We start from the raw sequence: 22,961 nt of genomic DNA, 5'->3' as shown, positions 1-22,961 counted from the left end.
TTATGGTGCGGCGTTGGGGGTGAGGAAAGCGCCGGGCAGCTCGGCCGGCTGGGCGGGCACCAGCGGCAGGCCGGCCTGCTCCCAGGCATCGATGCCGTCACGGTACCAGTACAGCTGGCGATAGCCCAGGTGGTAGGCGCGGCGCGTGGCGTTCCAGCTCAGCCAGCAGTCGGAGCGGCAGTAGAACACCAGCGGCCAGTCCGGGTCGCCCTGGCTGATATTGCGCAGGTGGGTTTCGAAGTAGCGCTGCCAGCGCGGCTCGAGCTGGCCGTCGCCGGTATTGGCCAGCCACAGGCTGCCGGGCAGGTTGGCGTGGGCCTCGTCCTCGATGAAGCGGCCGTTCAACCAGGTGCGGCGGTAGACGTCGATCAGGCGGGTGTGCGGCTGTTCGTGCAGCAGGCGTTGCAGGGCCGCGGTGTCGAGGGTGCGTGCGCCTTCCAGGGCGGCCGGGGTGGGGCTGCGGTACTGCGTCTGGCGGTAGCCGTCGGCGGCGAACAGGGCGACCTCGGCCAGCGTCACCGGGGCTAGCAGGCTGGTGCCGAGTAGCAGCCCCGCGTGCAGGGCAAGGCAGTGTTTCATGAGCGTGGGCCTCTGTTCTTTTTATGGGGGTATTAGAGGCCCGGACTGCTGCGTTGGAAATTCTACGATGGAGAGCAAAAGCAGTACCAAAGTAGTAAGAGTCGTAATGGCGAACGGCCAGAACTCCTCTCAACCGGCCTTGCGCAACGCCGCGTGCTGCGGGTTGAAGCTGGCCACGGCGAGCACGGCGAACAGCAGGGTCAGGCCGCTGCAGATCAGCAGCGCATCGAGGTGCAGGCGCAGGTACAGGGCGTTGCGCACCAGCTCCACGGCATGGGTGAAGGGGTTGAGCGCGCACAGCCAGTACAGCCACTCGCTGGATTCGCGCATCTTCCACAGCGGGTAGAGCGCGGACGACAGGAAGAACAACGGGAAGATCACGAAATTCATCACCCCGGCGAAGTTCTCCAGCTGGCGGATGCCGTTGGACAGCAGCAGGCCCAGGGCGCTGAGCAGCAGCGCCACCAGCAGCAGCGCCGGTAGCGCGGCGAGCAGGCCCCAGGCCGGCGGCTGCACGCCGTAGACCCAGGCGATGGCGAGGAAGGCATAGACCTGCAGCAGCGAGATCAGCGCCGTGGCCAGCAACTTGGCGGCGAGCAGGAAGGCGCGCGGCAGCGGGCTGGCGAGCAGCACGCGCATGCTGCCCATCTCGCGGTCGTAGACCATCGACAGCGAGCCCTGCATGCCGTTGAACAGCAAAATCATGCAGGCCAGGCCAGGCACGATGTAGGTGTCGTAGGTGATGTAGGTGTCGTAGGGTTCGATGATGGCGATGCCCAGCGCCGCGCGGAAGCCGGCGGCGAATACCAGTAGCCACAGCAACGGGCGCACCAGGGCGCTGAGAAAGCGCGAGCGCTGCAGGACGAAACGCAGCCATTCGCGCAGCACGATACCGCGCAGGCAGTGCCAGTAGGCGGTCATGGTCGAGCCTCCTCGGCTGGGTGTTCGCGGCTGAAGCCGCTCCTACGGGCCCGGATGTCCAGGTTGGGACGAAGTGCCTCGCGCACATGGCCGCGGCCTAGGGCTTCGTCGCCGGTCAGGCGGGCGAAGCTGATGGCCAGGTCACCGAACTCGGCGGCCTTGCCGCGGGCCACGCGCTCGCCGCGATGGAGGATCAGCAGCTCGTCGGCGGGCTCGATCTCGTCCAGCAGATGGGTGGTCCACAGCACGCTCAGGCCCTGCTCGCGGCACAGGTTGCGCACGTGGCGGCCGAGGGCCTGGCGGCTGGCCGGATCGAGCCCGGCGCTGGCCTCGTCGAGCAGCAGCAGGCGCGGCTGATGCAGCAGGGCGCGGGCGATCTCCACGCGGCGGCGATGGCCGCCGTTGAGCGTACGCACCTTGTCATGGCGGCGCTCGCTCAGCTCCTGGCGCTCGAGCTCCTCGTCGATGCGGGCGTTGGCCTGGCGCCTGGGCATGCCGTGCAGGGCGGCGTGGTAGGCGAGGTTCTGCTGCACCGAGAGGTCGAGATCCAGGGTGCTCTGCTGGAACACCACGCCGAGCTGGCGCAGCGCCTGGCGCGGTTCGCGGGCCAGGCTGTGGCCGAAGATGCGGATGTCGCCGCTCTGCAGGTCATACAGGCGGGTGAGCAGGGCGATCAGGGTGGACTTGCCGGCGCCGTTGGGGCCGAGCAGGGCGGCGAAGCGCCCGGCGGTGAGTTCGACATCCAGGCCGGCCAAGGCCTGGCGCGTCCCGTAGGCGAAGCTCACCCCGCTAACCTCGAGGGCGTTCATGGCGTCACCACCACGCCCCAGGGATAGCGGCCGACCTTGATCGACTTGCTCACCTTGAGCGCATCGACGTCGATCACCGACACATCGCCGCTGACCCCGTTGGTGGTCAGCAGGCGCTGCTGGTCCGGGGTAAAGGCCATATGCCAGACGCGCCGGCCCACCAGCAGGTAGTCGAGCACTTCGTAGCTCTTGGCATCCACCACCGCCACATGGTTGGCCGGGCCGAGGGCGACGAAGGCGTACTTGCCGTCATCGCTGAGCTTGACTCCCACCGGCTGCACCTTGTCCGGGTGCACGCCCTTGATCTCGAAGCGCAGCACCTTGAGGATCTCGCGCGAGTCGACGTCCATTACCGTGACCGTGCCGCCGATCTCGGCCGAGGCCCACAGGCGCTTGCCGTCCTGGTCGAACTCGACGTGGCGCGGGCGCTGGTCGACCAGGGTGTTGTCCACCAGTTGCTGGGTGGCGGTATCGATCCAGTGCAGCATGTTGGTGGTCTCGCTGGTGTTGACCGCCCACTTGCCGTCCGGGCTCACCGCCATGCCTTCGGGCTCCACGCCCACCTCGATCTGCGCCAGTACCTCGTCGCTCTGGGTGTCGACCACGGTGACCAGCGCATCGTCCTCGTTGGAGATGTACAGCCAGCGGTCGTTGTGGTGCAGGGCGAACTGCTCGGGGTCGGCGCCGGAGGGCAGCTCCTTGACGATCTGGCGCGTGGTCAGGTCCATCACCTGCACCCGGTCCGAATCGCTGGCGCAGATGTACAAGAGCTTGTTGTCGGAGGACAGCAGCAGGCCGCGCGGGCGCATGCCGACGGCCAGGGTGTCGGTGACCTCCAGCGTGTCCAGGTCGATCACGCTGATGCTGTCGTCCTTCTCGTTGGATACGTAGGCGGTGGCGGCCAGGGCCGTGTGGCAGCTCAGGCCGAGGGCGACGGCGCAGGCGAGAGGGGTAAGGCGCATGGGGGTGATCCTCTTGTTATGTCGGTTTTGCCGGTGCGCGCGGCGCACCCTACGGGGTCGTGTGACACGGACGCGGTAGGGTGCGCCGTGCGCACTATCAATTCGCGTTACCCGCCAGATCGCAGCTCACTTCCGGGCGGTCGTAGCCGAGGCTGTCCATTTCGTTGCTGGGGTGGAGGAAACCGTCCTGCGGCGAGGTGCTGACCAGGGCGCGCGGATGCACCAGCGGAATCGGCTGGCGCAGCTCGCCGTTCCACGGGCGGAAGCTCAGCTTGCGGCCCTTGAAACCGTCCAGCGGCAGTTGTTCGTTCAGCAGCAGGTGGCGGATGGCCTGCGGTTCGGCGGCGCGTAGCTTGGTGATGGCCGTGGCCAGGCTGCGCACGGCCATCCAGGCGGCGAAGTCGCGGTCGTTCATCCAGCGCCCGGCGAGTTCCTCGAAGCGCTTCTGCAGCTGCGCGGCACCGAAGGTTTCCACCGTCTTGTGCCAGGCGGTCGGGGTCAGACCCTGGCTGCCGGCTACCGGGCGCGGGTACCAGGTGTTGTAGGGCAGGTACTCGCCGAAGTCGCCGCGCTCGTCGGCCACCAGCACCACGTCGTACTCGGCGGCCTGGGTGAACAGCGGCATCTCCGCCTGGGCGCTGCGGCGCTGGTCGTTGTCGAAGCTCCAGGGTTTCTCGGCGACTATCTTGTGGCCGAAACGTTTGGCGGCGCGCTTTAGCGCCTCGGCATAGGCGATGTCGTCCTCGGTGCTGCCGGTCACCAGCAGCCAGCGCGTCCATTTGCGCACGGCGAGGAACTGCGCCAGGGCGTCGGCCAGCATGGCGCGGCTGGGCAGGGTGTGCAGCACGTTGCCCAGGCACTGCTGGCGACGCAGGCCGTCGTCGGCGCTGCCGGCGTTGAGCAGCAGGCTGTCGGGCAGGCGCTGGCTGAGCTGGCGCAGGGTCGCGGCGGGGGCGTTGATCACAAATAGGCGAATGCCGGCCTGGTGCTGCTGTTCGGCGGCGGCGAGCAGCTCGTCCACCTCCTCATGCTCGGCGCTCTCCAGGCTGTAGCCCTGCTTGAGAAAACGTCCGGTGCTGTTGCTGTCGGCAATCGCCAGTTCGGCGCCGCGGCTGCCGGCGTCCTCGGGTTCGGGGATGACATTGGACAGCAGCGGGCCGCGCGGTGGCAGGTGGGCCAGGTAGCCGATGCGCACCTGCAGCTCGCTGGCACAGGCGGCGCCGGCATAGAGTAGGGCGAGAACTAGCAGGGTGGACTGGCGAATCTGGCGCATGGGGCGGCTCCCGGTCGGATGGCCCCAGCATAGGAACAGCCCCCGCCTCGGGAAATATGCCCAAAGTACCAGCGGGGCCGTACCAAGGTAGTAAATCGCAACGGTCGTCCGCTCCCTAGCATGGTCACCAGGCCCATAACAACAACAGGTGAACCTCCATGCGCATCATCAAAGTCCTTACGCTGCCGCTGCTGCTGATCCTCAGCCTACTCGGCGTCGACAACCTGCAGGCCGCCGGCGACATGACCCGTCGCCCGGTCGCCTTGCCCGACCTGGTGTTGGGCAGCGAGGAAAGCGACTACGCCATGTCGCACAGCGAGTATCAGCTGCAGACCGGCCAGGCCTACCAGCTCAAGATCATCGCCAGCGGGCAGAAGGAATACGCCTTCCAGGCACCGGAGTTCGCCACCGCCATCTACCTGCGCAAGGTCGAGGCCGGCGGCGTGGAGATCAAGGCGGTGACCCTGACCGAGCTGGAATTCGAGGATGCCGGCGAGGCGGAGATCTTCTTCCTGCCGGTCAAGCCGGGCAAGTTCCGTTTCTACGCCAAGGGCCTGGAAGGCAAGGGCATGCTCGGTCATTTCGTGGTCAAGTAGATGAGCGCGCTCGGCCGCATCAACCTCGGCGTCAGCCTGCTGTTCGTGCTGGTGACCCTGATCGGCCTGGCGCTGCTGCTGCGCCAGGCCAGCCAGGACGTGCGCCGCGAACTGTTGGCCGCCGAAGCGGTGGTCGAATACCTGGGCGAGGTGGCTCGTACCCGACCCGCCAGCCTGCGCCCGGAGCTGACCGACAACCTGCGGCATATCCGTGTCAGCTGGCTGCAGCCGGGCGAGCAACCCAAGGTGCAGAGCGAGAGTGCCATCGAACACTGGATCGCCGAGCGCCTGCTGGGTTCATCGTCGCTGGTGGCCGACGTCTGGCCGCTGGACGATGGTCGCGAACTGAGCATCGTCCTCGATCCCTTTGACGAGATCGAGGAGATCCAGGATTCGCTGTTGCAGCTGCTGCTGCTCAGCGCTTTCGCCTTGGCCTTGAGCCTGCTGACCATCCGCTTCGCCGTGCGCCGCGGCCTGGGCGTGCTCGACGAGTTGCTGGCGGCCCTGAACCAGGTCGGCGCCGGCCGCTTCGACACCCGCCTGCAACACCACGGCCTGGCCGAGGCGCAGCGCCTGGCCGGGCACTTCAACGCCATGGCCACCACCCTGCAGCAGGTGCAGGCGGACAACGCCGAGCTGACCCAGGCGCTGCTGGAACTGCAGGAGCGCGAGCGCACGCGTCTCGGCCAGACCCTGCATGACGACCTGGGCCAGTACCTCAGCGGCATTCGTGCCCAGGCCTGCCTGCTCAAGGTCGTCGCCGACCGGCCGCAGCAGGTGCAGGACACCGCGCTCCAACTGGACCACAACTGCGAGCGCTTGCAACACGGCTTTCGCCGGCTGATCCGCGACCTCTATCCGGTGGTCCTGGAGCGCCTGGAGCTGGGCCCGGCCCTGCAGCAACTGGCCGCCGACTGGCAGCAGGCCCAGGGAATCCGCTGTCGCCTGCTACTGGGCGAGCGGCTGCCCAGCCTGCCGCTGGCCAGCAAGGGCCATCTCTATCGGCTGGTGCAGGAAGCGCTGACCAACGTGGCCCGCCATGCCGACGCCAGCGAGGTGCGCATTCGCCTGCAGCGACGCGGCCAGGGCTTGCGTCTGCTGGTGCGCGACAACGGTCGCGGTACGCAATTGCCGCTGCGCCCCGGCATCGGCCTGCGCTCGATGCGTGAGCGCAGCCGCAGCCTCGGCGGCGAACTGCGCCTGCATAGCCGACCACAGGCGGGCTGGGCGCTGTGCCTGAGCATTCCCCTGGAGGCGACGCGATGAAGATCCTGCTGGTGGACGACCATGCCGTGGTACGCCAGGGTTATGCCAGCCTGCTGCGCGCGCTGTTGCCGGAGGTGCAACTGCGCGAGGCCAGCGACGGCGAGCAGGCGCTGCAACGGGTGCAGGAGGAGATACCGCACCTGGTCATCATGGATATCGGCCTGCCCGGCATCAGCGGCCTGGAAACCACCCGCCGCCTGCGCCAGCGCCTGCCGCAACTGCGCGTGCTGTTCTTCAGCATGCACGACGAACTGCCCCTGGTACGCCAGGCGCTGGACGCCGGCGCCATCGGTTACCTGACCAAGAGCTCGTCACCGGAAGTGCTGGTGGAGGCGGTCAAGCGCACCGCCGCCGGCCACGCCTATATCGAACAACCCCTGGCCACCCTGCTGGCCTGCAACCCCGCCAGCGCAGGCGGCCTCGACCCTCGCCTGCGCGAACTGACCCAGCGCGAGTTCGAAATCTTCGTCATGCTCGCCCGCGGCCTGCCACCGAGGCAGATCGCCGAGAAGCTGTGCATCAGCGCCAAGACCCTGTCCAACTACCAGACCCTGGTGAAGAACAAACTGCAGATCGGCTCGCAGGCGGAACTGGTGCATCTGGCCATCGACAGTGGGGTGGTGCGGGTGGGATTGGAGAGTTCCTGACCTGCCGATGAGGCGCCAGGCTTCCGACTCAACTGGCAGCAGCTCGAACTTCAGGGTCGCGCCCTTCGATACTGCCGAGCTGACGACGGTTTCGGGCTAAAAGTTGATTGTTTTCCGTCTAACCGGGTCTCCTCGAACTCCCTATGATCCTCGCGCTTTGTACTATTCGAGTGAAATCATTCCCATGCGCAACCTGTTCTGCAAACTGGCTCTGCCAGTCTCCGTTCTGTTTTGCACCGCCGCCCAGGCGGATTCTTTCAAACTGACCAGCAGTGATATCGTCCAGGGCAAAGCCATGAGCAGCGCCCAGGAGTTTCAAGGGTTCGGCTGCACCGGCGGTAACCTGTCGCCGCAACTGGCCTGGAGCGGTGCGCCGGAAGGCACCGAGGCATTCGCGGTATTCGCCTACGACCCGGACGCGCCGACCGGCAGCGGCTGGTGGCATTGGCAACTGGTGAATATCCCCAAGGAAGTGACCGCCCTGGCCGCCGGCTCCGCGGCGCCGACCGGCAGTATCAGCATCAGGAACGATTACGGCGTCGCCGGGTTCGGTGGCGCTTGCCCGCCGGAAGGTCACGGCGTGCACCGCTACCAGTTCACCGTATTCGCACTGTCGAAAAAGCTGGAGCTGCCCGAAGATGCCTCGGGCGCACTGACCGGTTATATGGTGCGCGCCAACTCGCTCGCCTCCAGCACTATCGAGGCCTTGTACGAGCGCAAGTAAAACTGGAGCCGCGGACGTCGCTTGAGTAAGGCCGGCGAGGTATTCTCGCTGCGCTCGCGTCAGGTGACATTGCGTCAGATGGCCTGTGACCCGTCCCAAAGGACGGGCTCGTCGTTTCAGGTAGCCAGCATGATCAGTGGCGGGGCGCTTTTATGGCTGCGGGGGAGCAGATGCAGGGATTGATAGAGCTGGCGAGAGCGGTGCAGCGCGAGGATGGCGCACTGCCGTTTTCGCTGTATTCCTCCTACAAGGAGCAGCGCATCCTCAACGCGCCCGTCAGCAAACCGTTGCTGATCTTCGTGCTGGCCGGCATCAAGCAACTGGGGGCGACGGGGGAAATAGTCTGTCCGACCGGCAGTTTTCTCTTTCTCTCCAATGCCTCGGATATCGATATGCGAAATATTCCGGGTAAGGAGTACTTGGCCGTTCTGATCGAGTTCGAACTTAGCGATTTCGATTGCTTCAAGAACAAGCGAAGTGTCGAGACTCGCTACATTCAGGGCGGTATAGACGCCAGGTTGGCTAAAACCCTGATGCAATTTATCGAGTGGGCGCCCTATGCGCCTCGTGACTTGTGGCATTTGCGCAGGCAGGAGCTTTTGCAGCTGATCCACCTGTCCGGTTACGACCAGGTGAGTGGCATCGTCGGGCCCCCGAGTCTCAGTCACCAGTTGCACACTATCGTCAGCGACAATATTGCCTCTGCCTGGAGTGTCGGGCGGCTGGCGGAGCGGCTGGCGGTCAGCGAGTCGACCTTGCGTCGCCGACTGAAGGGCGAGGGCGCCAGCATCAAGTCGATCGTGAACAGGGCCAGGCTGGGGCAGGGGTTGTTCTTGCTGCAGACGACCATGGAGCCCATCGGCCGCATTGCCGAGCGCTGTGGCTACCAGTCGCAGTCGCGCTTCACCGATAGATTCAAGCAACAATTCGGCATCACGCCCTCCGAGCTCAGGAAAACGCGCGAGCCCGATTAGGGGGGCTGCCGGCGGCCGCAAGTCTCGCCCCGGATCAATCCCAGCCTTTTGGGCACTCCACGCACCCCGGCATATTGGCGCCCTGGAAATTGCCGAAGCGGGTGCGCGCACCGCTGAGGTTGGCATTCTCCAGGTTGGCGCCGCCCAGTTTCACTTCCTGCAGGTTGGCGTCCTGCAGGTGCGCGCCCTTGAGGTCGGCCTTGCTCAGCCAGGTCATTTCCAGATTGGCGGCCTGCAGTTGGACGTTGTGCAGCATGGCGCCGGACAGGCGGGCGAATTCCAGATCGGCGGCGCGCAGGTCGGCGCCTTCAAATTGCGCAGCCTGGGCAAACAGGCCCCAGCCGCGGATGGCCACCAGGCTGGCGGCGGACAGGTCGGCGCCGCGCAGGTTGCTCTGTTGCAGGCTGGCACGGGTCAGGTTGGCACCGCGTAGCTGGGCCTTTTCCAGCTGTGCCAGGTCGAGGTTGACGTGACGCAGGTCGGCGCCGGACAGGTCGGCGCCAGTGAGATTCATACGGCGCATGTCCAGGTTGCGCAGGTCGGCGCCGCGCAGGTTGGCGTTGGGGCACTGGCTGTCGGGTTCGATGCGGCAGCCGTTGATCTGCGGCACGCCATCGTTCTCGGCGCCGATGGCGTGGCTGCCGAGCACCAGCAGCAGGACCGGGATAAGCAGAGGCAGGTAGTTCATGGCGAGTCCTTGTAGGGTGCGCCGTGCGCACCACGGATAAACGCGGATGGCGAGATGGGAGCGCGAAAAGCTGGTGCGCATGGCGCACCCTACGGTGCGCCATGCGTTCAGCCCTTAGCGCTGGGCGCTGGCCTTGTCCCAGCTCGGCAGCTTGAACACCCAGAAGGAACCACCCTGGGCCACCGGCTTGGTCAGCTCGGCCATGTCGCCGCCCCACAGTGGCACGGCGCCGCCGTAGCCGGCGGTCACGCCGATGTACTGCTCGCCGTCCTGCTCCCAGGTGATGGGCGGGGAGATGATTCCGGTGCCGACCTGGAACTTCCAAAGCTCCTTGCCGTTCTTGGCGTCGAAGGCCTTGAAGTAGCCGTCGCCGGTGCCGGTGAACACCAGGTTGCCCTTGGTGGCCAGTACGCCGGCCCACAGCGGCAGGCGTTCCTTGTGTTCCCAGGCGACCTTGCCGGTGGTCGGGTTCATGGCGCGCAGGATGCCGACGTGGTCGTCGTACAGGCGCTTGATGCGAAAGCCCATGCCCAGATAGGCGGAGCCCTTCTTGTAGTGCGCTTCCTCGGCCCAGTAGTCCTCCTTCCAGTGGTTGGCCGGCACGTAGAACAGGCCGGTGTCCTGGCTGTAGGCCATGGGGTTCCAGTTCTTGCCGCCGAGGAAGGGCGGAGAAACCTCGACCACTTCACCCTTGCTTTCGCCGGCCTTCGGCTTCGGCGGACGCTGGCCTTCGACTTCCACCGGGCGACCGGTTTCCAGGTCGATATGGCTGGCCCAGGTGATCTTGTCGACGAAGGGGAAGGCGTTCTTCAGCTTGCCGTTGGCGCGGTCGACCACATAGAAGAAGCCGTTGCGGTCGGCGTGGGCGGTGGCCTTGGTGACCTTGCCGTCCTTGTCCTTGTAGTCGAACAGCACCAGCTCGTTGTTGCCGGAGAAGTCCCAAGCATCGTTCGGGGTGTGCTGGTAGAACCACTTCACTTCGCCGGTGGTGGGGTCGACGCCGACCTGGCCGGAGGTGTACAGGCTGTCGTAGTCCTTGGGATCGCCACCGTCGCTGGTACGCGCCCAGCCGTTCCACGGCGCCGGGTTGCCGGCGCCGATGATGATGGTGTTGGTCTCGGCATCGAAACTGGCGCTCTGCCACGGCGCGCCGCCGCCCTGGCTCCAGGCTTCCTTCTTGCCGGTGGGGGAGTTGGGATCGTCCGGCCAGCTCGGCGCCTTGACGTCGCCGGTCGGGGTGCTGTCCTTGCCGTTCAGGCGGCCCATATGGCCTTCGACGAACGGGCGCATCCAGACTTCCTCGCCGGTGTCCGGGTCGCGGGCGAACAGCTTGCCGACCACGCCGAACTCGTCGCCGGAGCTGCCGTGGATCAGCAGCACCTTGCCGCTCTTGCCGTCCTTCACGATGGTCGGCGCGCCGGTCATGGTGTAGCCGGCGGCGTGATCGCCGAACTTCTTGTTCCACACCACCTTGCCGGTGTCCTTGTTCAGCGCCACGACGCGGGCGTCGAGGGTGCCGAAGTAGATCTTGTCGCCATAGATGGCGGCGCCGCGGTTGACCACGTCGCAGCACGGGCGGATGTCGTCGGGCAGGCGGTGGCTGTAGGTCCACAGGCGCTTGCCGGTCTTGGCGTCGAGGGCGAAGACCCGCGAGTAGGAGCCGGTCACGTAGACCACTCCGTCGTGGATGATGGCCTGGGATTCCTGGCCGCGCTGCTTCTCGTCACCGAAGGAATAGCTCCAGGCCGGGGTCAGCTTGAACACGTTGTCGGCGTTGACCTGGGCCAGCGGGCTCCAGCGCTGGGCGTTGGTGCCCATGCCGTACTGCAGCACGTTGCTGGTGGTGCGGTGGTCGTTGGCAATGTCTTCCCAGGTGACCGGCTTGGCCAGCGTGCCCTGGCTCAGCGCGAGACCGCCGGCCAGCAGCAGGGCGAGCGTCAGCGGACGCGGGGGGCTGGGTAGTTTTGTTGTTGTCATGATTGTGCTTCCCGTTGAAGAAAGTGATCGCCGCAGTGGCATGCCGATGGTGGAACCCGGCCACCTTCGCGCCTACGGAAAAACTCCCGCCTTTGCCGGGAGGATTTCCCGACCGGCACATGACTTGGCCTTGCTGCCAAGGCATCACCAAAACCCCCACCCAAGCCCTACTACCAAGGGACTAGGACGCGACCACCAAAGCAGCATTCGGCGCCTGGCGCGGCCTTTCTAAGATGGCCCCACGAGCTCCGTACGAGCCGTCTTGCGTGCTTTCGATGAGGTCCTAGCCATGAACAAGAAACTCACTTCCACCCTGGCCCTGGTGCTGCTGGCCGCATCCACTCAGCTCTGGGCGCATGGCGACGTGGTGCCGCAGGCAGTCAACACCGATGGGCTGGAGCCGCTGGGCGAGGAATGGCTGGAGGAGAACCCCTACCGCGACAACCCGCGCGCCATCGAGATCGGCGCCTCGGCCTACAACCAGAACTGCGCCGCCTGTCACGGCCTGGAAGCCAAGTCCGGCGGTATCGCCCCGGATCTGCGCCTGCTCGAGCTGGGTGCCATGGGCGACGAGTGGTTCAAGGAGCGGGTGATCAACGGCGCGGTGCGCGATGGCCGCGTCTACATGCCGAAGATGGCCGACTTCCTCAGCCAGGAGGCGCTGTGGGCGGTGCGTACCTATCTGGAGAGCGTGCACGTCGAGGAATAAGAGCTTGATGATAAATCTACTGCGCTCGGCATCTCGCGCTTCGGCGGTGCTCGCAATGCTCATGTATTTCAATACACTCCGCTTGCTGTGCTCCGGCGAAACGCGACCTGCCTTCGCTCGCGACGATTTCTTCACAAGCTCTGAGCTCATGCGCCGGCTGATCCTGTTATGCGGCCTGCTGCTGTGCCTGGGCACGGCGCAGGCGCAGGTGCGCGACTTCGACCGTATCAACGAGTCCGGCGTGTTGCGGGTGGCGCTGTACCAGAACTTCCCGCCCTACAGCTTTGAACAGGACGGCCAGCCGCGCGGCATCGACTACGAGCTGGCCAAGGCGCTGGCCGACGGCCTGGGACTGAGGCTGCAACTGATCTGGGCGCCACCCGGCGAGAAGCTCGACGACGATCTGCGCGACTATATCTGGCGCGGCCGCGTCACCGCGCAGGGCGAGCTGGCCGACCTGATGCTGCGCGTGCCCTACGATCGCGAGTTCTCCTACAAGCGCAACGAGCTGGGCGAGCTGATCAACGAGCTGGTGGTGATGTTCGGCCCCTACCAGCGCGAGCGCTGGCAACTGGCCCATGACCGCCGCCGGCTGGCCGAGGTGCCGAGCATCGCCGTACTGCGCCTGCACCCGGTGGGGGTGGAGGTTGAGAGCGTGCCCTCGTTCTACCTCAGCTCGTTCAAGGGCGGCATGCTCGCCGGTCAGACCCACCACTACCCGACGCCGCAACTGGCCTTCACCGCCATGCGGGATGGCGAGGTGGATGCGGTGATGGCCTTGCGCGGTGAGGTCGAATGGCTGCTGCACGAGGCGCGTGACGCCAATCTGGCGCTGGCCGAGAACGCCTACCCGGACATGGGTCGGCAGATCTGGGAAATCGGCATGGCGGTGCACGAAACCAACCGCCAACTGGCCTACGCCTTGGAAGAACAGTTGGAAACCCTGATTCTCGACGGCTCGCTCCAGCGCCTGTATGCGCGTTACGGCCTGCGCTACGAGAAGCCGGAACAATACCAATAGCGGCCACAGCCGCAGCGGAGGTGGGCGATGGATTGGCGTAGCCTGGTGTTGCTGGCCCTGTTCGCCTGGGCCTGGGAAGCGCGGGCCGCCGCGCCCGATCCGATCAGCTCGGTGATGTGGGACTACCATCACCAGCGCCTGCTGAGCGGGGAGCCTTTCGTCTTCGACGACCAGATTCGCCTCGAGGTGCCGCCCTTCGCCGAGGACGCGCGCCAGGTGCCGATCCAGATCGACGCCAGCGCCTACCGCGGCAAGGTCAAGCGCATCCTGGCCTGGGCCGAGCTCAATCCCATCGCGCAGATCTTCGACTTCGCGCCGGGCGAGCTGCTGGAGCCGAGCCTGGCCATTCGCATTCGCGTCGAACAGGCCACGCCGATCCGCGCCGCGGTGCTCACCGACGACGGCGTCTGGCATATCGGCTCGGCGCGGGTGGATGCCGCCGGCGGCGGCTGCACGGCGCCCAGCGTGGTGCGTGCCGAAGCCGGTTGGGAGGAACGCCTGGGCCAGGTGCTGGGCAAGCGCTTCGTGCGTGGTGAGCACAGCCGCCTGCGTTTGCAGGTTTCCCACCCGATGGACAACGGCCTGGTCGGCGGCATCCCCGAGTTCTACATCGAACAGGCCGAACTGCGCGGCGAGGGCGGGCAGGTGCTGGGGCGCATCGAGCTGTTCCCGGCGGTCAGCGAGAATCCGACGCTGAGCTTCGACCTGCGCGGCGAGCAGCCTGCCGAGTTGTGGCTGCGCGATAACAACGGCAACGAATTCCAGGCCGCGTTCTAAGGCTGCGGCCGGTAGGGGGCGCTGTACGCACCAACCACGTCTAGGAGGCCTCCATGCGCTGGATGCTACTGCTGACCTGCCTGCTCGCCAGCTTGGCCCAGGCGCTCGACTACCACCTGCAACCACGGCAGATCGCCGATGGCGTCTGGCTGCTGGAAGGTAGCACCGACAACTTCGCCGTGGACAACGGTGGCAATATCGTCAACGTCGGCTTTATCGAAACCGCCGATGGCGTGCTGGTGATCGACACCGGACCCTCGCGCCGTTACGGCGAGGCACTGCGCCGGAGCATCGAGAGAGTCACCGGCAAGCCGGTCACGCGCGTGCTGCTGACCCACCATCACCCCGACCATGTACTGGGCAACCAGGCCTTCGCCGGCGTGCCCATCGCCGCGCTGCCTGAAACCGGCCGGTTGCTGGCCGAGCAGGGCGATGCCATGGCGGAGAACATGTACCGCCTGGTTGGGGATTGGATGCGCGGCACCGAGGTGGTGCTGCCCACCGAGCAGCTGCACGAAGGCACCCTGAAAATCGGCGGCCGGCGCCTGCAGTTGCTGGCGCTGCGCGGCCATACCGGCGCCGACCTGGCGATTCTCGACGAGCGCACGGGCGTGCTGTTCGCCGGCGACCTGCTGTTCTACCAGCGTGCGCTAACCACGCCGAACAGCCCCGGGTTGGAGGTTTGGCAGGCCGATCTGGATCGTCTCGAAGCCTTGCCCTGGAAACTGCTGGTGCCCGGTCACGGCCCCGTCGCCACGGACGCGGCGCCTTTTGTGCAGATGCGCGATTACCTCGCCTGGCTCGATGGCTTGCTGCGCCAGGGTGCCGAGCAGGGCGCCGAGATGAACGAGCTGATCCGCACGCCTATTCCCGAGCGCTTCACCCAGGTGAATCTAACGCGCTATGAGCTGATCCGCAGCGTCAGCCACCTGTATCCGCGCTACGAGCGCGACGCCCTGCAGCGGCTGGATCTGCAGCGGTAGGCGAAGCAGATGGCATCAGTCTTGCCTGGCTAAGGCATCAAACCAACAGGACTCGCTCCTGCAAGGCAATGGCGCCTGAATCCGCTGCGGCTCGTTCGCGGCGAATCAGGCGCTTTTTTTTGTTCCGGCTTGGAGTTTCGGCTGATGAATGGACTTAGCTATCCGGCACAGCTGCTGCTGCGCGCAATGGGTATCGGCGGCGTGTTGCGCCTGCAGGGGGGGCTGGTGTTGGCGGGGGGCGCGGCCATGCTCTGGTGGCCCGGCCTGGTGGCGGGGTTCTGGGGCCTGCTGGCCTATCTGGCGCTCGCCAGCCTGTGGTCCCTGGCCCGGGAGCTGGAGCGCCTGCAGCGGTTCTGCAGCGGCGCCCCGCCGCAAGGTCTGCAACAGGTCGCCGGGGCCGGCGAATGGTTGCTCTTGCCCGGCATAGGCGCGGGCCTGCAGCAGTGGTTGTTGCAGACGCAGCGCCAGCGCCAGCTGTTGCAGCAGCGGCTCGACGAGATTTCCCACTCGTCCCTGGAACTGGAGCGCAGCGCGGCCCTGGTGACGCGCAACGCCGAAGGGCAGAGCGACTCGGCGGCGGTCGCGGCGGCGGCGGTGGAGCAGCTGAACGTCAGCATCGTGCAGGTTGCCGCCCTGGCCGACGAATCGCGGCAGACCAGCGTGCTGGCCAGCGAACAGTTGACCAACAGCCTGGCCGAGCTCGCCACTTTGGTGCATCAGGTGACCGATATGGCGCAGCAGGCGCTGGCCACCAACGAACTGATCCTGCAGCTCAACAGTAACTCGCACAGCATCAGCGAGATGTCCGGAACCATTCGCGGTATCGCCGCGCAAACCAATCTGCTCGCGCTGAACGCCGCCATCGAGGCGGCGCGCGCCGGGGACAGCGGGCGCGGCTTTGCCGTGGTGGCCGATGAGGTGCGCCGCCTGGCCCAGCACAGCCAGGAGTCGGCGGCGGAGATTGGCCGCAACATCGAATCGGTGCAGCGGCGCATTCAGGAGGCCACGCAGCAAGTGGCGGATCTGGCCGCCATGGCCCACCGCAGCGCCGACCGCTCGGCGAGCGTGGGCGAGCTGCTCGGCGAGGTGCAGCAGCGCACCCGGCAATTGACCGAACAGGTGGATCAGGTGGCGGTGAGCACCGAGCAGCAGGGCCGGGCCGTGGCGGAGATCGCCGAGCTGGCTGACCGCGTGCGCCAGGGCAATGCCGATAACCTGCAGGCGGCCGATCAGGCTCGCCGGATCGCCCACCACCTGGCTCAGCTGACGGGGTAGGCAGCATGCATGCTTGGATCTTGCCCTTTCTCGCCAGCGTCGGCCTGGGCCTGCTACTCGGCCTGGCGTTCTTCGTCCTACACCGTCGCCTGCGCCGTCAGCGGCTGCAACTGCGGCAGGCGAACATCGCTCAGTTGGCCTTGTTGCGCGGCCTGATCGGCGCTTTTCAGCGCCATCGCGGCTTGAGCAACGGGGTGCTGTGCGGCGATCGCAGCCTGAGCCACGACCTGGCCGGCACGCGCCAGGAACTGGATCGACTGATCCGCGATGTCCAGGCGCTCGCCAGCAACCATGCCGATGCCTGGCACGGCCTGATCGATCACTGGTCGCGCCTGCGCGACGGTCACGGCGGCGATGCGGCGAACAACCTGCTGCAGCACCACCTGATCATTCGCAACAGCATCTTCCTGATGGAGGACGTGGCCAGCGAAATCGACCTCGGCGCCGGGCGCGCGGAGCTCGGCTATCTGCCCTGCATCTGGCGCGAGGTGGTGCAGGCCGCCGAGTGGGCCGGGCAGGCGCGCGCCCTGGGTACCGGTGTCGCCGCCGCGGGGCACAGCAGCGCCGAGCAGCGGGTGCGTATGCGCTTCCTTGCCCAGAAGATCGAGCTGCTCAGCGGCGCGGCCTTCGCCACCTTGCGGCGCCATTTGGCGCACTACCCACAGGACGATACCTGGCGCCTGGGCCAGTGCGAGCGAATGGTTGAGGACTTTCTGCGGTGCCTGGAGCAGGATCTGCTCGGCCGCGAGCAACCGGTGATCGCCGCCAAGCAGTATTTCCAGCACGCCACCCAGGCCATCGATGCGCTGCTGGGGCTGGTCGATACGGCCCTGGGCCAGCTTCAGGGCGGCGTTCAGAGCTCCTCGTCGTCGCGAATCAGCACGTAGTGCCGGCCATGCTCGGTCTCTTCATGGTCGTAGACGTAGTACATGACCACTTCGCCCAGGCTGGCCTGCACGGCCAGGTAGTCACCACTTTCCGCCATGAAGAATGCCTTGGTGGCGGGCTTGGCCAGGCACTCGATATGGGCAGTGACGAAGTGCTGCGGGTCTTCTTCGCCGAAGTAGTCTTCGCGCTGGTGCGCGTCCCACTCGGTCGGGGGCTCGAAGGCGCCGGTGAAGAGGACCTTGCAGTCGCCCAGATCCTGCTCTTCGGCATCCGGGTCCTGTTCATCGGGGCGATAGACAGTGCAGTCCAGCGCATCGGGGTGATCGAGGGTTTCCTGGCGAGGGTGGGGCACGGGCGTCTCCGGTCAATCCGTATGGGCGGCCAAGTGTCGGGCAAAGCCTCGGCCGCCGCAATCGGGATCACTGCAGGCTGAGGACTTCGCCCCTCTCCTGGATCCATTCGTCGTGGCTCGGCGCGGCCTGTTCGCCACTCATGCGGTGGATGATCTCGAAGTAATGCTGCTTGAACGGATCGCGCATGATCTGTTCGCGCTTGCGTACGCGCACGGCGTAGATGCTCTGCAGGTTCTGGTGGTCGAAACTGCGCCATTGCTGCTCGTCCTTGAGCAAGCGGTAGCGGTGGCCCTCGAGCGCGGCGATCAGCGTCTCGCTGTCGGTGCTGGCGCTGCGCCGCACGGCATCGGCCCACTGCTGCACGACGGTATAGGCCGAGGCCGCGGTACCGCCCGGGTATTCCTGATGCACTGCCAGGTAGCGCTCGACGAAGCGCTGGCCCTCTTCGCTGTTCTCCTGCTTCGGCACGTCCCAGGCCCAGGTCTCGGTGCCGATCACGTCTTCCATTACCTGGGGGCCGACCTGCTGCACCAGGCTCTTGGTCAGGTTCGGCACGATGATCTGCATGCGCTGCTTGAGGCCCATGTTCTGTGCCAGGCGCATGCTGCGTTGCAGGTTGTCGCCGAGCAGGGCCAGCACCAGCACGTCGGCGCCGCTGGCGGCGGCCTTGTCCAGGGCTGCGCGGTATTGCTCACGGCGCAGCGGGCCGCGGGGCAGGGCGCTGCGGCCGTGGCGGGCGCGGTCGCTGCTGCCGGTGGCCTGGCGCAGGGCCTGCTCGATGCTGCGCCCCCAGGCGTCGTCGATGACGATGTAGTGATAGCGCTGGCGCGGCAGATGCCAGGCCAGGTATTCGCCGAGCACCCGCGCGCTCATCCAGGCGCTGCCGGATTCGCGAAACAGATAGCGCTGGCCGGCCTGGCCGGTGACCTCGTTGGCGTAGCTCAGGGTGGCAAAGTACAGCAGGCCCAGCTCGCGGGCGCGCTTGCCGGCGGCCATGGCTTCCTCGCTGGTGGCGCCGCCGAAGACCATGCGCGCGCCCTGACGGGCGAACCGCTCGACGTTGGCGCTGGCCTGCGCGGCATCCGAATCGGTGTTTTCGCTGAGTAGCTCCAGGCGCTGGCCGAGCAGGCCGCCTTGCCGGTTGACGTCCTCCACCGCCAGCAGCGCGCCGCGGCGCAGCTCCAGGCCTTCGTCCTTGTAGTTGCCGGTGCGCGGATAGTTGAGGCCGATCGTCAGGCTTTCGCCCTGCGCCTGGCCCAGCAACCCGGCCAGCAGCAGTGCGAGCAGAACACGTCCCATGGACATTCTCCTTGTGGGTGGGGAGCTGCTTTTCTACGGGGTGCGCCGTCCGCTCGCCATGGGCTTTTGGTGGCGCCTGGCTGCTACTTGCGGCGGCCTGCTCGGGGCTGTCGGGCCGTGCGCCGCAGTGCAGGTATTGCTACCAAGGAAGGAGGAAAATCGGCTGGGGGTGCAATTGTTGGGTGGCCGGGGCGGGCGAAGAATTTGCGGCAGACCGGGAAATTTTCCCGGCAATAACAATGAACCCGCAGAGGTAGCCGCAATGAAACACACCGGTCTTCGCCAGCCCTTGATCCTCACCGCGCTGTGCGCGGCGATGCTGTTGCCGTCCGCCGCCGCGCTGGCGGTCACCGACGCCGAGATTCTCAAGGACGCCAGCACCACCGACGAGATCGTCACCAACGGCCTCGGCCTGCAGGGCCAGCGCTACAGCCCGCTGAGCATCCTCAACGAGCAGAACGTCAAGGAGCTGCGCCCGGTGTGGACCATGTCCTTCGGCGGCGAGAAGCAGCGCGGCCAGCAGGCGCAGCCGCTGATCAAGGACGGCGTGATGTACGTCACCGCCTCCTATTCGCGGGTGTTCGCCGTCGATGCACGCACCGGCCGCGAACTGTGGCAGTACGAGGCGCGCCTGCCGGACGATATCCGTCCCTGCTGCGACGTGATCAACCGCGGCGTCGCCCTGTACGACGACCTGGTGATCTTCGGCACCCTCGACGCCAAGCTGGTGGCACTGAACAAGGACACCGGCAAGGTGGTCTGGCGCAAGAGCGTGGCCGACCACAAGGCCGGTTACTCCATCACTGCGGCGCCGTTGGTGGTCAACGGCAAGCTGATCACCGGCGTGTCCGGCGGCGAGTTCGGCGTGGTCGGCAAGATCGAGGCCTATGACCCGAAGAACGGCGAGCTACTGTGGAGCCGCCCGACGGTGGAAGGCCACATGGGCTACGTCTACAAGGACGGCAAGGCCGTGGAGAACGGCATCAGCGGCGGCGAGGCCGGCAAGACCTGGCCGGGCGACCTGTGGAAGACCGGCGGCGCCGCGCCCTGGCTGGGCGGCTACTACGATGCCGACACCAATCTGCTGTTCTTCGGCACCGGCAACCCGGCGCCGTGGAACTCGCACCTGCGTCCCGGCGACAACCTCTATTCCTCCTCGCGCCTGGCGCTGAACCCGGACGACGGCAGCATCAAGTGGCACTTCCAGACCACCCCGCACGACGGCTGGGACTTCGACGGCGTCAACGAGCTGGTCTCCTTCGACTACCAGGAAGGCGGCAAGACCATCAAGGCCGCGGCCACCGCCGACCGTAACGGCTTCTTCTACGTGCTCGACCGCACCAACGGCAAGTTCATCCGCGGCTTCCCCTTCGTCGACAAGATCACCTGGGCCAAGGGCCTGGACAAGAATGGCCGGCCGATCTACGACGACAGCAACCGTCCGGGTTCGCCGAGCGCAGCGGAGAAGGGCAAGAGCGTGTTCGCCGCGCCGGCCTTCCTCGGCGCCAAGAACTGGATGCCCATGGCCTACAGCCAGGACACCGGCCTGTTCTACGTGCCGTCCAACGAGTGGGGCATGGACATCTGGAACGAGGACATCGCCTACAAGAAGGGCGCGGCCTACCTGGGTGCCGGCTTCACCATCAAGCCGCTGAACGAGGAGTACATCGGCGTGCTGCGCGCCATCGATCCGAAGACCGGCAAGGAAGTCTGGCGCCACAAGAACTACGCGCCGCTGTGGGGCGGGGTGCTGACCACCAAGGGCAACCTGGTGTTCACCGGCAACCCGGAAGGCTACCTGCAGGCGTTCAATGCCAAGACCGGCGAGAAGGTCTGGGAATTCCAGACCGGCTCGGGCGTGATCGGCTCGCCGGTGACCTGGGAAATGGACGGCGAGCAGTACGTCTCGGTGCTGTCCGGCTGGGGCGGCGCCGTACCGCTGTGGGGTGGCGAGGTGGCCAAGCGCGTCAAGCACCTGAACCAGGGCGGCATGCTCTGGACCTTCAAGTTGCCGAAGGAGCTGGTCGCCAAGCGCTGATCGCTTGAGGTGTCAGACGATGGCCGGACTCTGTCCGGCCATCGTCGTTTCCGGCGCCTGAAGCTGCGTCGGGAGAATTTCCGCCAGGCGCAGCGCAAGACCAGGCAGGCGGGTCTAGCCTTTAGCGTCCATAGCCTCTTATCTCGCTGCCAAAGGCGCGCAGCAGACCGCTCGCCGCTCTACTACCAAATGACGAGACGATCTGTGCCATGGGCGCATACCGAGGTTTCCGGGGGCTTCCTAAGATCGAACCATGACTCGCTTCCCCGATTGGCAGCGGGCTCCGACAACAAGAGAGGTCAGCATCATGATTTACGCGAAACCGGGTACTCCAGGCGCCGTCGTCACCCTCAAGCCGCGCTATGGCAACTACATCGGCGGCGAGTTCGTCGCCCCGCTCAGTGGCCAGTATTTCAGCAACACCAGCCCGGTCGACGCCTCGGTGATCGCCGAATTCCCCCGTTCCAATGCCGCCGACATCGAGCGCGCCCTGGACGCCGCCCATGCCGCCGCCGACGCCTGGGGCCGCACCAGCGTGCAGGAGCGCTCGCACATCCTGCTGAAGATCGCCGACCGCATCGAAGCCAACCTCGAGCTGCTGGCCGTGGCCGAGACCTGGGACAACGGCAAGGCCGTGCGCGAAACGCTGAATGCCGATGTGCCGCTGGCCGCCGACCACTTCCGCTACTTCGCCGGCTGCATCCGCGCCCAGGAAGGCAGCACCGCCGAGATCAACGACGGCACCGTGGCTTATCACTTCCACGAACCGCTGGGCGTGGTCGGGCAGATCATTCCGTGGAACTTCCCGCTGCTGATGGCCGCCTGGAAGCTGGCCCCGGCCCTGGCCGCCGGCAACGCCATCGTGCTCAAGCCCGCCGAACAGACCCCGCTGTCGATCACCCTGCTGATGGAAATCATCGGCGACCTGCTGCCGCCGGGCGTGCTCAACGTGGTCCAGGGCTTCGGCCGTGAGGCCGGCGAAGCCCTGGCTACCAGCAAACGCATCGCCAAGATCGCCTTCACCGGCTCCACCCCGGTGGGCTCGCACATCCTCAAGTGCGCCGCCGAGAACATCATCCCCTCCACCGTGGAGCTGGGCGGCAAATCGCCGAACATCTTCTTCGCCGACATCATGAACGCCGAGCCGGCCTTTATCGAGAAGGCCGCCGAAGGTCTGGTGCTGGGCTTCTTCAACCAGGGCGAAGTGTGCACCTGCCCGTCGCGGGCGCTGGTGCAGGAGTCGATCTACGACGCTTTCATGGCCGAGGTGATGAAGAAGGTCAAACAGATCAAGCGCGGCAACCCGCTGGACACCGAGACCATGGTCGGCGCCCAGGCCTCGCAGCAGCAGTTCGACAAGATTCTCAGCTACCTGGAGATCGCCCAGCAGGAAGGCGCCCAGGTGCTGACCGGCGGCGCGGCGGAGCAACTGGAAGGCGACCTGGCCAGCGGTTACTACATCCAGCCGACCCTGCTCAAGGGCACCAACCAGATGCGCGTGTTCCAGGAAGAGATCTTCGGCCCGGTGATCGGTGTGACCACCTTCAAGGACGAGGCCGAGGCCCTGGCCATTGCCAACGACACCGAATTCGGCCTCGGCGCCGGGGTGTGGAGCCGCGACATGAACGTCGCCTACCGCATGGGCCGGGCGATCAAGGCCGGCCGCGTGTGGACCAACTGCTACCACCTGTACCCGGCGCATGCCGCCTTCGGTGGCTACAAGAAGTCCGGCGTCGGCCGCGAGACCCACAAGATGATGCTCGACCACTACCAGCAGACCAAGAACCTGCTGGTGAGCTATGACATCAATCCGCTGGGTTTCTTCTGAGTTCTGATGCACCCATAAAGCGGTGCGCTCGCTCCGGCGCGCCGCCTCTTGCACGGCGAGCAACCCTACCCGGGTGGATCTGCGGGCAGCCATCAGCCTGAACGGCAGCAGACCCTTATCGCGACGCGGCTTCGGCCGCGTTTTTTATTGCCGATGCGCAGCTGTCCATAGGGTGCGCTTACCTACCAATGCCAGCCGAATCTCCTCCCAAAGTACCATTTGGCCGCTCGCTCCTCGGGGGCTTAATGGGGTTGCCGGAATGCCCCGGCTCAATAACAAGAGGACCGCACCATGTGGACTAAACCCGCCTACACCGACCTGCGCATTGGCTTCGAAGTGACCATGTACTTCGCCAACCGTTGATCGCCCTTGGC

The 22,961-nt window shown here is 66.2% G+C and carries 23 protein-coding genes; 14 read left to right on the top strand and 9 right to left on the bottom strand.

Annotated elements, in window-relative coordinates; genetic code table 11:
• The 5 genes from ACIGFL_RS07730 to ACIGFL_RS07710 form a co-directional block, all read right to left on the bottom strand.
• Positions 1 to 579 carry a PQQ-dependent catabolism-associated CXXCW motif protein gene (locus ACIGFL_RS07730; protein WP_397496758.1) on the bottom strand — a complete coding sequence of 193 codons (579 nt, stop codon included), beginning with the start codon at positions 577 to 579 and terminating at the stop codon, positions 1 to 3.
• Between the two features lie 129 nt (positions 580 to 708).
• Positions 709 to 1,500 carry an ABC transporter permease gene (locus ACIGFL_RS07725; RefSeq protein WP_397496757.1) on the bottom strand — a complete coding sequence of 264 codons (792 nt, stop codon included), beginning with the start codon at positions 1,498 to 1,500 and terminating at the stop codon, positions 709 to 711.
• Positions 1,497 to 2,309, bottom strand: coding sequence for an ABC transporter ATP-binding protein (locus tag ACIGFL_RS07720; RefSeq protein ID WP_397496756.1), 813 nt, complete (start codon positions 2,307 to 2,309; stop codon positions 1,497 to 1,499). The genes ACIGFL_RS07725 and ACIGFL_RS07720 overlap by 4 nt, the downstream gene beginning before the upstream one ends.
• A complete protein-coding gene (locus tag ACIGFL_RS07715; RefSeq protein WP_397496755.1) occupies positions 2,306 to 3,271 on the bottom strand; it encodes a YVTN family beta-propeller repeat protein in 966 nt (321 codons plus the stop codon). Before ACIGFL_RS07715 ends, ACIGFL_RS07720 begins: the two co-directional genes overlap by 4 nt.
• 97 nt (positions 3,272 to 3,368) lie before the next feature.
• Entirely contained in the window at positions 3,369 to 4,544 is a 1,176-nt protein-coding gene (locus tag ACIGFL_RS07710; RefSeq protein WP_397496754.1) for an ABC transporter substrate-binding protein, read from the bottom strand.
• Positions 4,545 to 4,702: 158 nt separating this feature from the next.
• Here ACIGFL_RS07710 and ACIGFL_RS07705 point away from each other — a divergent pair, with 158 nt between their 5' ends.
• The 5 genes from ACIGFL_RS07705 (at position 4,703) to ACIGFL_RS07685 (ending at position 8,751) form a co-directional block, all read left to right on the top strand.
• Entirely contained in the window at positions 4,703 to 5,140 is a 438-nt protein-coding gene (locus ACIGFL_RS07705; protein ID WP_397496753.1) for a copper-binding protein, read from the top strand.
• Complete coding sequence (locus tag ACIGFL_RS07700; protein ID WP_397496752.1) at positions 5,141 to 6,406, top strand: HAMP domain-containing sensor histidine kinase; 1,266 nt, start codon at positions 5,141 to 5,143, stop codon at positions 6,404 to 6,406. It begins immediately after the preceding gene.
• Positions 6,403 to 7,053, top strand: a complete 651-nt coding sequence (locus tag ACIGFL_RS07695; RefSeq protein WP_397496751.1) for a response regulator — start codon at positions 6,403 to 6,405, stop codon at positions 7,051 to 7,053. Before ACIGFL_RS07700 ends, ACIGFL_RS07695 begins: the two co-directional genes overlap by 4 nt.
• Positions 7,054 to 7,237: 184 nt before the next feature.
• Positions 7,238 to 7,777: a YbhB/YbcL family Raf kinase inhibitor-like protein gene (locus ACIGFL_RS07690; RefSeq protein WP_397496750.1), complete on the top strand. Its 540-nt coding sequence runs from the start codon at positions 7,238 to 7,240 to the stop codon at positions 7,775 to 7,777.
• Between the two features lie 152 nt (positions 7,778 to 7,929).
• Complete coding sequence (locus tag ACIGFL_RS07685) at positions 7,930 to 8,751, top strand: helix-turn-helix transcriptional regulator (protein WP_397496749.1); 822 nt, start codon at positions 7,930 to 7,932, stop codon at positions 8,749 to 8,751.
• A 34-nt stretch (positions 8,752 to 8,785) separates the two neighbouring features.
• Here ACIGFL_RS07685 and ACIGFL_RS07680 read toward each other — a convergent pair whose 3' ends face one another.
• Positions 8,786 to 9,439 carry a pentapeptide repeat-containing protein gene (locus ACIGFL_RS07680; RefSeq protein WP_397496748.1) on the bottom strand — a complete coding sequence of 218 codons (654 nt, stop codon included), beginning with the start codon at positions 9,437 to 9,439 and terminating at the stop codon, positions 8,786 to 8,788.
• Between the two features lie 114 nt (positions 9,440 to 9,553).
• A complete protein-coding gene (gene exaA / locus ACIGFL_RS07675) occupies positions 9,554 to 11,416 on the bottom strand; it encodes a quinoprotein ethanol dehydrogenase (protein ID WP_397496747.1) in 1,863 nt (620 codons plus the stop codon).
• A 289-nt stretch (positions 11,417 to 11,705) separates the two neighbouring features.
• On the opposite strand from exaA, the gene pedF reads away from it, so the two are divergent.
• The 6 genes from pedF (at position 11,706) to ACIGFL_RS07645 (ending at position 17,068) form a co-directional block, all read left to right on the top strand.
• Positions 11,706 to 12,125, top strand: coding sequence for a cytochrome c-550 PedF (pedF, locus tag ACIGFL_RS07670; protein ID WP_397496746.1), 420 nt, complete (start codon positions 11,706 to 11,708; stop codon positions 12,123 to 12,125).
• A gap of 148 nt (positions 12,126 to 12,273) precedes the next feature.
• Complete coding sequence (locus ACIGFL_RS07665) at positions 12,274 to 13,146, top strand: substrate-binding periplasmic protein (protein ID WP_397496745.1); 873 nt, start codon at positions 12,274 to 12,276, stop codon at positions 13,144 to 13,146.
• 27 nt (positions 13,147 to 13,173) lie between these two features.
• Positions 13,174 to 13,923: a quinoprotein dehydrogenase-associated SoxYZ-like carrier gene (locus ACIGFL_RS07660; protein ID WP_397496744.1), complete on the top strand. Its 750-nt coding sequence runs from the start codon at positions 13,174 to 13,176 to the stop codon at positions 13,921 to 13,923.
• A 53-nt stretch (positions 13,924 to 13,976) separates the two neighbouring features.
• Entirely contained in the window at positions 13,977 to 14,906 is a 930-nt protein-coding gene (locus ACIGFL_RS07655) for a quinoprotein relay system zinc metallohydrolase 1 (protein WP_397496743.1), read from the top strand.
• Positions 14,907 to 15,050: 144 nt separating this feature from the next.
• Positions 15,051 to 16,181 (top strand): methyl-accepting chemotaxis protein, encoded by a 1,131-nt coding sequence (locus tag ACIGFL_RS07650; protein WP_397496742.1) that lies wholly within the window; start codon positions 15,051 to 15,053, stop codon positions 16,179 to 16,181.
• A gap of 5 nt (positions 16,182 to 16,186) precedes the next feature.
• Positions 16,187 to 17,068 (top strand): nitrate- and nitrite sensing domain-containing protein, encoded by an 882-nt coding sequence (locus ACIGFL_RS07645; protein WP_397496741.1) that lies wholly within the window; start codon positions 16,187 to 16,189, stop codon positions 17,066 to 17,068.
• On the opposite strand, the gene ACIGFL_RS07640 is transcribed toward ACIGFL_RS07645, so the two are convergent.
• On the bottom strand, positions 17,035 to 17,421 hold the full coding sequence (locus ACIGFL_RS07640) for a hypothetical protein (RefSeq protein WP_397496740.1): 387 nt from the start codon (positions 17,419 to 17,421) through the stop codon (positions 17,035 to 17,037). The two genes, ACIGFL_RS07645 and ACIGFL_RS07640, sit on opposite strands and share 34 nt — an antisense overlap.
• Before the next feature lie 67 nt (positions 17,422 to 17,488).
• Positions 17,489 to 18,721, bottom strand: coding sequence for an ABC transporter substrate-binding protein (locus ACIGFL_RS07635; RefSeq protein ID WP_397496739.1), 1,233 nt, complete (start codon positions 18,719 to 18,721; stop codon positions 17,489 to 17,491).
• 262 nt (positions 18,722 to 18,983) lie between these two features.
• On the opposite strand from ACIGFL_RS07635, the gene ACIGFL_RS07630 reads away from it, so the two are divergent.
• From ACIGFL_RS07630 to pqqA, 3 genes are all read left to right on the top strand, one after another.
• Positions 18,984 to 20,759 carry a methanol/ethanol family PQQ-dependent dehydrogenase gene (locus ACIGFL_RS07630; protein ID WP_397496738.1) on the top strand — a complete coding sequence of 592 codons (1,776 nt, stop codon included), beginning with the start codon at positions 18,984 to 18,986 and terminating at the stop codon, positions 20,757 to 20,759.
• Between the two features lie 307 nt (positions 20,760 to 21,066).
• The gene (locus tag ACIGFL_RS07625; RefSeq protein ID WP_397496737.1) at positions 21,067 to 22,587 is read left to right on the top strand and encodes an aldehyde dehydrogenase family protein; all 1,521 of its coding nucleotides are present in this window, start codon (positions 21,067 to 21,069) and stop codon (positions 22,585 to 22,587) included.
• 291 nt (positions 22,588 to 22,878) lie between these two features.
• Positions 22,879 to 22,950, top strand: a complete 72-nt coding sequence (gene pqqA / locus ACIGFL_RS07620) for a pyrroloquinoline quinone precursor peptide PqqA (RefSeq protein WP_003243383.1) — start codon at positions 22,879 to 22,881, stop codon at positions 22,948 to 22,950.
• The last annotated feature ends 11 nt before the right edge of the window (positions 22,951 to 22,961 follow it).

Origin of the sequence: Pseudomonas sp. NPDC077649 (genome assembly GCF_044542855.1) — a bacterium.
Classification (GTDB): Bacteria; Pseudomonadota; Gammaproteobacteria; order Pseudomonadales; family Pseudomonadaceae; genus Aquipseudomonas.
Note: the sequence above shows the minus strand (reverse complement) of the source record. Positions and strands in the feature narration are given on the sequence as shown.